The sequence below is a fragment of the Corynebacterium sp. c25Ua_47 genome, assembly GCF_039907205.1.
Lineage (GTDB): Bacteria > Actinomycetota > Actinomycetes > Mycobacteriales > Mycobacteriaceae > Corynebacterium > Corynebacterium hiratae.
This window is the reverse complement of the sequence record NZ_JASBOH010000006.1, coordinates 18,151-30,497: the sequence shown is the minus strand read 5'-3', so window position 1 is coordinate 30,497 and position 12,347 is coordinate 18,151. Positions and strand designations below refer to the sequence as shown.

Genomic DNA, 12,347 nt, shown 5'->3' with positions numbered 1-12,347 from the left:
TGCGGGGCCATTTACTCGGCATCGGTGAGATCTTCGGCGAGGGGGAATTCGAGAGCGACGTCCTGGCACAGAACGCGCGCTGTCGTCGAGCCATTCCACTCGGGATCGAAGCCCACGGCGCGTAGGGCCTCGACGAGTTGCTCGCCGACCTTGATGGTTGCTTCTTCGTTTTCCTCCATCGCGGAGAAACCGAAGTACAGCTCGCCGTCGTAAATAACTCGGCTGATGTCCTGTCGGTGGCAGTAGGCATAGCCGCTGCGGCCTTCCTTCTCAGCGAGCTTGGAGCCTACCCAGACGCCGTCTGAGAGATCCCAGGCCTCGTTGAACGTGAAGGAGATATCGCGCTGAGCAAGCTCCTCGCGCAGGGCTTCGAGGCGCTTAACATCCTCCGACTTTTCTGTGACCAACCGGCCGTATTCTGCGGCAACTTCGTCGATGATGGTGTCAAAATCCTCTGGATAAGGTTCCTCGTAGCTGGCCTCCCATTCGGAGGGGTCATCGAGGACTTCAATGTAGTCGTTGTGGATGTCCTGGCGAGATTCGCCGTGGCAGAGGCGCAATGCGATGTCATTGCGAAGCGGGCTTGGCTCAAGGAGATCATCGGAGGGTGGGAAGGAACTGGAGAACATCGGATGCTGTGTGGTCATAGCTCAGAGAGTAAACAGTCCCTATCGCTACTGGCAGAAAACTAGGGAGAGCACCCCGCCGGATGGCGGAAGTGCCCTCCCTATGCGTGGAGTGACTAGACGTGGAGCGGATCCACTCCAGCCTCGGTGAGCATCGGGATGTTGTGTACCTCAGGCGGAACGCCGAAGGCATCGACGAGCACGACGGACCACGGTGCCAGCGAATCCACGAGGTCGTTGATGGCGGCGCGGGCGGCCTTGATGCGGCCTGCCGGGATCAGGTTGTGTTCCTGGTACCAGCCCGCGTGCTGGACCAAGGTGTCGAAGACGAAGAGGTGGCGCAGCTGCTCAAAGACCTGGCGTGCCAGCGAACCTTCCTCAAGGCGCTCCTCGGCCTCAATCATGGCCTGGACCAACAAGGTATCCACGCGGGCCCAGCCGGCGGCGATGAGGTGATCCTGGCACTGGTCCATGATGGCGGCAGCCTGCACCTTATCAGCCTTGCGGGCCGGCTGGATGCGGCGCACGAGGGAGAAGAGGATGGACTGGGCACGGTCGTCGATCAGCTTGGCCTGGTAGGTGGCGTCGAAAAGCGAAGCTTCGGAGGGGTTCACGCGGTCCACCAGGCCTTGCAGACGGGTGGTGAACCCGTAGCGGCGACGAACCACATCGGTGGCGGTGGAGGCCGCGTATTTCACGGTGTCCCACGGGCTCATGTCATTCATCGCGCGGCCGTAGGCGGTGAGCAGGTTCTTGCCCACCATCTGGATGAGCACGGTGTTATCGCCCTCGAAGGTGGCGAAGACATCGGAGTCAGCGCGGTAGGTAGTCAGGCGGTTCTCCGACATGTAGCCAGCGCCGCCGCAAGCCTCGCGGCATTCCTGGATGGTGCGGGTGGCGTGCTGGGTCTGCGCAGTTTTGATGGCCGCGGCCAGGGATTCCATCTCGCGGGAGGCGAACTTCTGCTCCTCGGTCGGCTCCGTCACTGACCACGTGCCGTCCTCGTGCTGATCGTTTTGCTCCTGGTAGCGCTCCAGAATCTGGTTGTAGAGCAGGTGCAGCGCATAGGTGCGGGCCAACGGAATGAGCAGACGGCGGCGGTGCTGGCGGTGCTCGATGAGGCGCTTCTCAGCGCCGGTCGCGCCCTCAAACTGGCGGCGGCGGTTGGCGTAGCGAATGGCGATGTCCAGGGAGGCCTCGGTGGCCGCGCCCGCCGCACCGGAGACACCGATGCGGCCGCGGATGAGGGTGCCCAGCATGGTAAAGAAGCGGGCATTCTTGGACTCGATGGGGGAGGTGTACCTGCCATTTTCGTCCACATCGGCGAAGCGGTTGAGGAGGTTTTCGCGCGGCACGCGGACGTTGTCGAAGCGCAGGGTGCCATTATCGACGCCTACCAAACCACCCTTGTGGCCATGATCACCCAGGGTAACGCCTGGCAGCTCGTTGCCTTCTTCATCGCGGATCGGGACGATGATGGCGTGCACGCCGTGGGAGCGGCCATCGCTGTCAGGGGTGATCAGCTGGGTGAAGACGACGGCCGCACGGCCGTCCTTGGCGGCGTTGCCGATGTAGTTCTTCACCGCGGAATCGGAGGGGGTGTTGATGACGAACTCGTTGGTCTCCGGGTCGAAGGTGGCGGTGGTTTCCAGGGACTGCACGTCAGAGCCGTGGCCGCGCTCGGTCATAGCGAAGCAGCCTGGCAGCTCCAGGCTGGCGGCTTTCTTGACCCACTCGAGGTGGCGTTCAGTGCCGAGCTGATCCAGGGCGCCGCCCCACAGGCCCCACTGCACGCCGGACTTAATAGCCAGTGAACCATCAACCCAGGCTAGGCCCTCCAGGGTGAAGGTGGACAGGTTCGGCTTACCGGAACCGCCGTTGGCGCGGCGCAGGCCGTGGTTGAAACCGCCGAAATCGCGGACCTTGGAGAGGTTGTCAAAGGTGTGCTGGCGCTGCTCTGCCATCGGCAGGTCCGGCTTCGGGAAGAGCGAAGGGTCGTTGAGGAAGGTGCGCAGCTCCTGGCGGAAGGCGGCGTGGGGGCCGTCGAGAAGCGCAGCCAGTTCTGTGGCCACTGAGGGCTTCGGGGTGGTGGGCAGGCGGTGCGGGCTGCGGGCCTCGGCCTTGGGGGCGTCGGTCGTGGCCTGGTTGTTGAGTTCTGGTGAGACGGATTTCGTGTCCGAGGAAGACTTGGTGAGTGGCATGGTGGGGGTCCTTTCTGGGGAGGGAAGTTTCTTAACGCTCGACGATGGCTGCAACACCCTGGCCGCCGGCCGCACAGATGGAGACGAGGGCGCGCCCACCACCGTTTTCTTCGAGAATCTTGGCGGTAGTGGCGAGGATGCGGGTGCCGGTGGCGGCGAAGGGGTGCCCAGCGGCAAGGGAGGAGCCCTTGACGTTGAGCTTGGCGCGGTCGATGGGGCCCAGCGCAGACTGCAGGCCGAGGCGCTCGCGGCAGTAGGTCTCGTCCTCCCATGCAGACAGGGTGGCGAGTACCTGGGACGCGAAGGCCTCGTGGACTTCGTAAAAGTCGAAGTCCTGGAGGGTCAGGTTGTTGCGCTCCAGCAGGCGCGGGACCGCGTAGGTCGGCGCCATGAGAAGCCCATCGGGGCCGTGGACAAAATCGACCGCCGCGGTCTCGGAATCGACGAGGAAGGCGCGGGGCTCGATATTGTGCTCGGCTGCCCACTCCTCGGAGCTCAGCAGGGCGACGGAGGCGCCGTCGGTCAGCGGTGTGGAATTGCCCGCGGTCATGGTGGCCTGCGTGCCGTGCTGTTCGGCATCGCGCTTGCCGAAGACCGGCTTGAGCTTGGCTAGGGCCTCCAGGGAGGAATCCGGGCGCAGGTTGGTATCGCGGTTGACGCCGAGGAATCCGGTGGTGAGGTCATCGAAGAAGCCCTCTTCCCAGGCCTGATGGAGGTTCTGGTGGGAGGCGAGTGCCAGCTCGTCCTGGGCTTCGCGGCTCACGTTCATTTCGCGGGCGGTGATGGCGGCGTGATCTCCCATGGACAATCCGGTGCGCCGCTCGCCGTTCTGCGGCTGCTCCGGGGCTAACTGCGAGGGTCGGATGGAACCGATGAGCTGGGCGCGCTGAGCGGCGGTCTTGGCGCGGGTGAGGTTGAGCAGCGTGCGGCGCAGGGTGTCATTGACGGCCAGCGGGGCATCCGAGGTGGTGTCCGTGCCTCCCGCGATGCCGGCGGAAATTCGGCCCTGGGCAATGGCATCGCCGACGTGGATAGCCGCCGCCAGGGAGGTGCAGCAGGCCTGCTGCACGTCAATAGCTGGGGTGGTCGAGTCGAGCGCGGAACCGAGGACCGACTCGCGAGTGAGGTTGAAATCGCGGGAGTGCTTGAGCACGGCACCCGCGGCGACGAGGCCGAGGCGTTCGTCGTGCAGCCCGTAGCGCGCCACGAGGCCGTCGAGCGCACTGGTGAGCATGTCTTGGTTGGACGCGTGAGCGTACTGCTTATTGGAGCGAGCAAAGGGAATGCGGTTGCCACCGAGGATGGCTACGCGGTGCGGGGGGTTGGTCATCAAAAACTCCTTCGCGAGTGGTCTGGTGCGAATCGCCCCAGTGGGAGGGGGTAGCAATCCCACCGCGCGTTTCGCATCACAACTAAGGTGATATTGTTAGTTCTATCACTCAATTAACGGGCCTTGCAACTAGCAAAATAATGCTCGCAAGGTTGTGAAGATCTCAGAAAGGAATGCGTCACCTTATGCCGCACGTCACCATTGCCGAGAAGCTCATCAACTCTCCGCTTGCCGCCAAAGCGGGTGTACCCCAGGGCCACCCCCTGCGTCGTCATAAAGTAGGCGAACCGGCGCTCGATGGCCCCATCGTCATTGGCGGCCAGGGACGCATCGCCGACTTTCTTCGCTCCCAGCTAGCCGTGGATTACCAGATCATCAACGCCTCTGCGGAGGCCCCGCGCGCCGCCCTCGTCTTCGATGCCACCGGCCTAGAGACCCCCGAGCAGTTGCGCGAGCTGTATGACTTCTTCAACCCACAGATGCGCAACCTCCTGCCGTGCGCGCGCCTCGTGGTTGTCGGCACCACCCCGGAGGCTGCAGATACTATCGACGCCCGGATTACCGCGCGCGCACTCGAAGGCTTTACGCGCTCCTTGGCCAAGGAGATGCGCAAGGGCGGCACCGTGAACCTGGTGTGGGTAGATCCTGCGGCCACCGCGGAGGTGGAGTCCACCCTCCGCTTCTTCCTCTCCGGGAAGTCGGCCTTCGTGGATGGCCAGGTGGTCCGCGTGGGCGCGGTGAGTGAGGGCTCCCCCGCACGCGGAGGTGAGTCAGCGAAGTGGGAGAAGCCGCTCGACGGGCGCCTCGCGGTGGTCACCGGTGCTGCTCGCGGTATTGGCGCTACCATCGCCGAGGTGCTGGCCCGCGACGGTGCCAGCGTCATCTGCATCGACGTCCCGCAAGCTAGCGAACACCTGGCGAAGACCGCGAACAAGGTCAAAGGCACCGCGCTGCCTCTCGATGTCACTGACCCTCAGGCCGCGGACAAGATTGCCCAGCACGCCCAGGAGCGTCATGGTCGAGCTATTGACGTCATCGTCCACAACGCTGGAATCACCCGCGACAAGCTGCTGGCCAACATGAACGAGGGGCAGTGGGACGCTGTCCTTGCTGTTAACCTGCTGGCACCGGTACGCATTACCGAAAACCTCCTCGAATCCGGAGCCCTCGCGCCGGGGGCGGCCGTGGTTGGTGTGTCCTCCATGGCCGGCATTTCCGGCAACCGCGGCCAGACCAACTACGCCACGACGAAGGCAGGCATCATCGGGCTCGTTGATTCCTTGCACTCCGTCTTGGCGGAGAATGGCTCCACCATCAACGCTGTTGCCCCCGGATTCATCGAAACCGCCATGACTGCGGCGATGCCCACTGGGCCGCGCGAAATCGGCCGGCGCCTGAACTCACTGCAGCAAGGTGGTTTGCCTGTCGACGTCGCGGAGACCGTCGCCTTCTTCGCTGCCTCGGCCTCCGCCGCGGTGAGCGGCAACACGGTCCGCGTGTGCGGCCAGAACCTCATGGGAGCATAAATGAACGTCACCACACTCAACGAGATTCCTGACCTTCCCGCCCTTTACCGCTCACTCATGGTAGGCGCGGTGCCCATCCCCGGGCTGGGGGCCGGCAAGCGCAAGGTCGACGACCCGCAGACCGCCTACCGCGTCGAGGGAGTGCGCGTCGACACCGCGCACCTGGCTCGCTACTGCCAAGCCACGGGCCTGCGCCTGGGCAATGAGTTGCCCGCCACCTACCTGTATGCGCTGGCCTTCCCACTCGCAATCAAGGTGATGGCGGCACAGGACTTTCCTTTTCCCGCAGTCGGCGTGGTGCACCTGTCGAACCGCATCGAGCAGACCCGCCCGCTACGCGTCGACGAAAGCTGCGACATCTCCGTGCACGCGGAAAACCTCCGCCCGCACCGCAAGGGGCTGGTCATCGATATGGTGACCACGTACAGCGTGGGTGGTGAGGAGATCTGGCGCCAGACTTCGGTTTTCCTAGGCCAGGGCGCGAAATTCACCAAGGACACCCCGCGGCAGGTGCGAACGCGCCCTGAAGCCGAGCGCTTCCTCGACTTCCCTGATGATGAGGCGGGAACGCCCACGGCAACGCTGCGCTTTAGCCCCGAGAGCACCCGCGTTTATGCCGCGGCATCCGGCGATAAGAACCCCATCCACGTCTCCACCGTGGGCGCCAAGCTCTTCGGTTTTCCCGCGCCCATCGCGCACGGCATGTATACGCACGCCCGGATGTTGTCGGTGCTCGACGGCACCCTTTCAAGTGCTGTACGCATCAGCGCGGACTTCTACAAGCCGGTTATTCTTCCGGCGACGACGGGCGTGTTTGTGGCTCCGAGTGTCGCCACAAACACTGAGGCCGGAGCGCGCGTCGCTACAAACACTGAGGTCGGAGCGCGCGACGTCACGTTGCGCAAAGCCAAGGATCCGAGCACCCTCCACGTGGCGTGCCGGGTTGAGCCTCTGAACTAGCTGCGTGGTGCTGGATTAGCCATAGGCTAATCCAGCGGCTAATCCACGTGCTGATGCTGTGGCGCCACCACCAGCGGCTTCGGGGAGTACTTGCCGCGCAAGCCACGAAGGATGCCGGCGTGTTCCCACAGGCGCTTGTCTTCTTCGGTGCGGGGGACAAACTGGCGGGCGGCGAGCGGCTGCCAGTCAGCGTCCATACCCATGTAGGCCACAGTGGCGTGGATGGCGGTTTCTAGTTTCTCGCGGCCACCGCGCGGGTTACCCGAGCGGACGTGGATCGACATCTGCATCGAGCGGGTATCCGTGCGCATCATACGGGCATCTACCTCGATGAGGTCTCCAATATGGATAGGCCGGTAGAAGCGAATTCCACCGGCATAGACCGCCACCGTGTGCTCGCCTGACCACTCCATGGTGCAGGCAGCGCCGGCCTCATCAATCCATTCCATGGCCGTACCACCGTGGACATTGCCGCCCCAGTTGACGTCGGTCGGCTTTGCCAAGAAGCGGGTGACCATTCGAGGGGCATCGGAAGGGCCATCATAAGTCTGCTTTTCCATCTCCGCTTCGATGGCTTGGCGCAGCTCGATGCGGGATTCCGCGGCTTCCCACACACGCTGGTGCTCTACGGTGTCCGGAACCAGCGGCGGCACGGCGACCGACTTACCTGTTTCCGTGTCCTTGGCCACGAAGATGACGAGGCAGTCGCACGCGCGGGTAAAAATGCCATCGCGCGGGTCGGCGGAAAGCACCTCGTTGACGATGTGCATGGAGGAGCGCCCCGTCATCGCAATGCGCGAGCGCACCTCCACGAGGTGGCCTGAGGGGATGGGGCGCGTGAAGTGAATGTGGCCCACATAGGCCGTCACGCAGTACGTACCCGACCATTGGACCGCACAAGCATAGGCGGCCTTATCAATCCATTCCAGGACGCGGCCGCCGCCGATGCCTTGGGCGCCGGCGATGGTGAGATCGGTGGGGGCGGCCATAAACCGCAGGGTGATGGAAGGGGACTTCTCGTGGGGAACGGACTTCTTTTCTTCCGACGAGCTTGATGGCATGGTTGGTGACATGGATAACAAAGTATCAGGGAGCGTGGTTACCGTATGAAGAAGGCCGTTGACGCCGCCACGACCCGCGCCGCCGTCGAGGCAGTGGCGGAGTGGATCCGTGACCCTGAAGGCGTGGAAAAACCAGGTCGCCCCGCGCTTGCGGCCGCTACACGCACCACCGCCCGCCTGCTGGAGGCGGACGCGCCGGGGCACTCCGTGGAGCTGCGGGTCCCCCCATTCGTGGCAGTGCAGTGCATCGACGGGCCTCGCCATACCCGGGGCACCCCTCCGAACGTGGTGGAGATGGATCCCCTGACGTGGCTGCAGCTGGCTACCGGTGTAGTGGGGTGGGAGCAGGCGCTTGGCGACGGCCGCGTGGACGCCTCCGGCTCCCGTGCCCACGAGATTGCTGCCTGTTTGCCCGTGATTCCGTTAGTTTTCACTGGCCGGAACGGCTAGGATTAGCGCCGTGGTAGCTGAACACGTCCAGAGCATGACTAAGCCCCTGTCGACGGATCCCAGCCTGGATCCGGAGCCCCGCGAAGAATGCGGAGTTTTCGGTGTCTGGGCACCAGGCGAAGAGGTTTCCAAGCTAACCTACTTTGGCCTCTTTGCCCTCCAGCACCGCGGCCAGGAGGCCGCGGGCATCGCGGTGGGGGATGATGACCGCATCGTGGTCTTCAAAGACATGGGCCTAGTGTCCAATGTCTTCGATGAATCCATCTTGACCTCTCTGCACGGAAACGTGGCTGTTGGCCACACGCGGTATTCCACCGCGGGCGGCAAGGAATGGTCGAATGTGCAGCCGATGTTTGGGACGTCGCCCAGCGGCGTCGACATTGCACTCGGCCACAATGGCAACTTGGTGAACTACGTGGAGCTGCGCGCCGAGGCCGTGGAACGCGGGCTCATCAAGCCGCATGAAGAATCCGTCTCGGACTCCATGTGCCTGTCCATCTTGTTGGCGGATGGCGTCAGTGAAAATAATTCAGTCTTCGACTCGGCACTGCAGCTGTTGCCCAGGGTCAAGGGGGCATACTGCCTAACCTTTACCGACGGTCACACGCTGTATGCCGCCCGCGATCCGCACGGCGTGCGTCCGCTCGCCCTCGGCCGCCTTAGCACCGGCTGGGTGGTGGCGAGCGAGACCTGCGCCCTCGATATCGTGGGTGCGCAGTTCATCCGGGAGATCGAACCCGGCGAGCTCGTCGCTATTGATGAGACCGGTATTCGCTCCGAGCGCTTCGCGGAGACCAAGCGCCACGGCTGCGTCTTCGAATACGTCTACCTGGCGCGGCCGGATACGAATATCAAAGGCCGCTCCGTCAATGCGACGCGTGTGGAAATTGGGCGTCGCCTAGCGCGCCAGTACCCAGCGCCCGACGCGGACATGGTGATCCCCGTTCCCGAGTCCGGCAACCCGGCCGCCGTGGGCTATGCCCGCGAATCTGGGCTGACCTTTGCACATGGCTTGGTCAAGAATTCCTACGTGGGCCGCACCTTTATTCAGCCCACGCAGTCTCAACGCCAGATGGGCATCCGCCTCAAGCTCAACCCGTTGCGGGAGGTCATTGACGGCAAGTCCATCGTGGTGGTGGATGATTCGATCGTCCGCGGCAACACGCAGCGCGCCCTGATCCGGATGTTGCGGGAAGCCGGCGCTGCCGAGGTCCACGTGCGCATCGCCTCCCCGCCGGTAAAGTGGCCGTGCTTCTACGGCATCGACTTCGCCTCCCCGGGTGAACTGATTGCTAATGCCAACCCCTCCGATGACCCGGAGGAAGTGGCGCAGACCATCTGCACGGCAATCGGTGCAGATTCGCTGGGCTTCGTCTCCACCGATGAGATGGTGGCGGCCACTGAGCAGCCCCGCAGCGAATTGTGCTGTGCCTGCTTCGATGGCGAGTACCCGCTTGGACTGCCCGCCGGAAACCCCAATGCTGAGGCCGTGCGTACCCTGCAGGGCTCGACGACAACTAACGATTAAGGACTAAGTCACTCATGAGCGAGAACACGTATGCTGCCGCCGGCGTCAACATTGAGGAAGGCGACCGCGCAGTTGAGCTAATCACCCCGCACGCCAAGCGCGCCTCCCGCCCGGAGGTCATGGGCGGGCTGGGCGGTTTCGCCGGCTTATTTAAGCTGGGCGAGTACAAGGAGCCGGTCCTCGCGGCCGGGTCAGACGGCGTGGGCACCAAGCTGGCCGTGGCTCAAGCCATGGATAAGCACGACACCATCGGCATTGACCTGGTTGCCATGTGTGTTGATGACCTCGTCGTGTGTGGCGCCGAGCCGCTCTTCCTCCAGGACTACATCGCCGTGGGCGAGGTTGTTCCGGAAAAGGTCGCGGACATTGTCAAGGGCATTGCTGAGGGCTGCGTGCAGGCTGGTGCAGCGCTGCTGGGTGGCGAGACCGCTGAGCACCCAGGCGTCATGGGCAAGGATGAGTACGATGTTTCCGCTACCGCGGTCGGTGTGGTGGAGGCCGAGGAGCTCCTCGGCCCCGACAAGGTACGTGACGGCGACGTCCTTATCGCTATGAAGTCCTCTGGCCTGCATTCCAATGGCTACTCCTTGGCGCGCTACGTGCTGCTGGAGCAGGCCGGCCTGCCGCTGGACGGCTACATGGAAGACCTGGGCCGCACCCTCGGTGAGGAGCTTTTGGAGCCTACCCGCATCTACGCCAAGGACTGCTTGGCGCTGGTATCGGAGTGCGCGGTGTCGACCTTCTGTCACGTCACCGGCGGTGGCCTCGCGGGCAACCTCGAGCGCGTGATCCCGGAGGGCCTGACCGCTGAGGTTAATCGCTCGACGTGGACTCCGGGCCAGATCTTCAAGACCATCTCCTCCGTGGGCAAGGTTGCCCTCGAGGAAATGGAGAAGACCTTCAACATGGGCGTTGGCATGATCGCCGTCGTTGCGCCGGAGGACCGCGAGCGTGCGTTGGCCATGATGACCGCCCGCCACGTTGAGGCATGGGAGCTGGGCACCGTCCGCGTCGCCGAAGAACGCGAGCCGCGCGTCCTCATGACCGGCGAGCACCCTGGGTTCTAGGTTCTGAAGAAAGGAACAGGGCCGGAGGCGCCCCTCACTGAGAGGGGAGGAATCTCCGGCCCTTCGCTTACGTGCTGTGCATGTACAGAATGGGGAAGTGATTCGCGCGCTTAGCGCTCCTCGGAATCATCCTCATCCCATTCGTCCGAGTCCCAGCGATCCGCATAGTCCTCGTAGTCCGCGTACTCCGAGTATTGATCCTCGTCCTCATCGCTGGAGCGCTTGGAGTTCTGTGAGGCGAGTTCACGCTGGAGCGAATCCAGATCCATCTCGGGCGAATTGTACTTCAGCTGGCGTGCAACTTTGGTCTGCTTTGCCTTGGCGCGTCCGCGTCCCATGTGCATGACCCCCTTGAGGTGTGTAGGGCGGTCCAGGGATTCTTGGCCGCCCCATCGTCTTAGTCAGATATGTGTATGTTCCTGTAAGACACCATAGCCTGTGTGACGAAAAAATTCCGAACTACCCCCTAGCGGTGTGCTGAAAAGTGCTCCACCCTGCGGCAAATAGTCCATTGTGTAATGCGCCACTATTTTCCGCGCAGGCGATCCACAGCGGCACGGCCGGCCTTCGGGCCCTCATCGGCAGGGATGGAATCCGGCTCGATCGATGCTGCTACCGGACCAATGGCCAGCTCTCCATGGTCGAGGGCGCTGCGCTTTACTAGACCAAGCGCGATGGGGCCATAATCACAGTCCTCCACCACGGTGCCGAGTCTGCCCACGCGACGCCCACCCAACGTGATGTCCGCTCCGCTCTCCGCTTGCTCCGGGGCGGAGCCGTCGAGGTAGAGCAGCACCAATAAACGGGGAGAGCGCCCAAGGTTTTCTACGCGCGCGACGGTCTCCTGCCCGCGGTAGCAGCCCTTGTCCAAGTGAACGAACGCGGGCTGATCCTCGCTGCGCCGGATCCAATGCGGAACCTCGTGGGCGATAGTCTTTGCATCGAGATCTGCGGCTAGTTCGGGCTCGCGTGCCCGCACGCGCTCGGCGGTAAAAGCCATGAGCCCCGCTAAGCTTCCGCCCTGGGCCTCCAACTCTTGCACCGCTGCGTCTAGTTTGTCCCGCGGCACGAGGAAGTCCTGGCGCGGGCAGCCCGGCCAGTGCACGGGCCTCTCCAACAGGGCCGTAGAAGGTTTGTCCAGCGCTTGACCGAGGACGCTGATGACCGCCACGTCTACTTCCTCTACGGTGACCTGGGACCAGAACACCATGGCGGTGAGGAAATCTCGCAAAGACTCCAACTGCGCCGCCGGCACATCGAGGTAGAAGGTTTCCCCGTCGAAAGATAGATCCATGTGGTGCAGGACGTGGCCCTGAATATTGAGGTCAAGGGCACCTGCGGAAAAGCCGGCGTCCACGTCATCGAGCTTTTGGCTCAGGAGGTTATGCAGGAAGGCCTGGGCATCGGGCCCAGAAACCGCGATGACGCGGCGATGGGAGCGGTCGATGACGGCTGAACCTGTTTCCACCGCGCGCTGCTCGACGAGGGGGTTGCCGTAGTGCCAGGGGACCCCAGAGACATCGACGAGCGTGGTGCCCTGGAACTCAGCGGCTCCGGGCCGAGAAAGAAGTGGCGAAGAGTAACTCACGCCCTCCGAT

Annotated in this window: 11 protein-coding genes; 5 read left to right on the top strand and 6 right to left on the bottom strand. The window is 63.5% G+C overall.

What is annotated here, in order from left to right; all coding sequences use genetic code 11:
• Positions 1 to 11: 11 nt before the first annotated feature.
• From QKE52_RS06985 to QKE52_RS06975, 3 genes are all read right to left on the bottom strand, one after another.
• On the bottom strand, positions 12 to 647 hold the full coding sequence (locus QKE52_RS06985; protein ID WP_046649316.1) for a hypothetical protein: 636 nt from the start codon (positions 645 to 647) through the stop codon (positions 12 to 14).
• Positions 648 to 742: 95 nt separating this feature from the next.
• Positions 743 to 2,827, bottom strand: coding sequence for an acyl-CoA dehydrogenase family protein (locus tag QKE52_RS06980; RefSeq protein ID WP_293775486.1), 2,085 nt, complete (start codon positions 2,825 to 2,827; stop codon positions 743 to 745).
• A gap of 31 nt (positions 2,828 to 2,858) precedes the next feature.
• A complete protein-coding gene (locus QKE52_RS06975) occupies positions 2,859 to 4,157 on the bottom strand; it encodes an acetyl-CoA C-acetyltransferase (protein WP_347948445.1) in 1,299 nt (432 codons plus the stop codon).
• 185 nt (positions 4,158 to 4,342) lie between these two features.
• Between QKE52_RS06975 and QKE52_RS06970 the strand changes: the two genes are divergently transcribed.
• The gene (locus tag QKE52_RS06970; protein ID WP_158381975.1) at positions 4,343 to 5,683 is read left to right on the top strand and encodes a 3-oxoacyl-ACP reductase; all 1,341 of its coding nucleotides are present in this window, start codon (positions 4,343 to 4,345) and stop codon (positions 5,681 to 5,683) included.
• Entirely contained in the window at positions 5,684 to 6,643 is a 960-nt protein-coding gene (locus QKE52_RS06965) for a MaoC/PaaZ C-terminal domain-containing protein (protein ID WP_158381976.1), read from the top strand.
• Positions 6,644 to 6,681: 38 nt separating this feature from the next.
• On the opposite strand, the gene QKE52_RS06960 is transcribed toward QKE52_RS06965, so the two are convergent.
• Positions 6,682 to 7,716, bottom strand: coding sequence for a hotdog domain-containing protein (locus tag QKE52_RS06960; protein WP_347948444.1), 1,035 nt, complete (start codon positions 7,714 to 7,716; stop codon positions 6,682 to 6,684).
• A gap of 33 nt (positions 7,717 to 7,749) precedes the next feature.
• Between QKE52_RS06960 and QKE52_RS06955 the strand changes: the two genes are divergently transcribed.
• From QKE52_RS06955 to purM, 3 genes are read left to right on the top strand one after another with little or no spacing between them, the layout of a single operon-like run.
• Complete coding sequence (locus tag QKE52_RS06955; RefSeq protein WP_070516644.1) at positions 7,750 to 8,154, top strand: sterol carrier family protein; 405 nt, start codon at positions 7,750 to 7,752, stop codon at positions 8,152 to 8,154.
• A 34-nt stretch (positions 8,155 to 8,188) separates the two neighbouring features.
• Positions 8,189 to 9,682: an amidophosphoribosyltransferase gene (purF, locus tag QKE52_RS06950; protein ID WP_187357579.1), complete on the top strand. Its 1,494-nt coding sequence runs from the start codon at positions 8,189 to 8,191 to the stop codon at positions 9,680 to 9,682.
• 14 nt (positions 9,683 to 9,696) lie between these two features.
• A complete protein-coding gene (gene purM, locus QKE52_RS06945; RefSeq protein ID WP_347948442.1) occupies positions 9,697 to 10,749 on the top strand; it encodes a phosphoribosylformylglycinamidine cyclo-ligase in 1,053 nt (350 codons plus the stop codon).
• A 110-nt stretch (positions 10,750 to 10,859) separates the two neighbouring features.
• On the opposite strand, the gene QKE52_RS06940 is transcribed toward purM, so the two are convergent.
• Together QKE52_RS06940 and QKE52_RS06935 are read right to left on the bottom strand one after the other, a co-directional pair.
• The gene (locus QKE52_RS06940) at positions 10,860 to 11,087 is read right to left on the bottom strand and encodes a DUF3073 domain-containing protein (protein ID WP_070511197.1); all 228 of its coding nucleotides are present in this window, start codon (positions 11,085 to 11,087) and stop codon (positions 10,860 to 10,862) included.
• Positions 11,088 to 11,275: 188 nt separating this feature from the next.
• Positions 11,276 to 12,337 carry a folate-binding protein YgfZ gene (locus QKE52_RS06935; RefSeq protein ID WP_158381977.1) on the bottom strand — a complete coding sequence of 354 codons (1,062 nt, stop codon included), beginning with the start codon at positions 12,335 to 12,337 and terminating at the stop codon, positions 11,276 to 11,278.
• Positions 12,338 to 12,347: the final 10 nt, after the last annotated feature.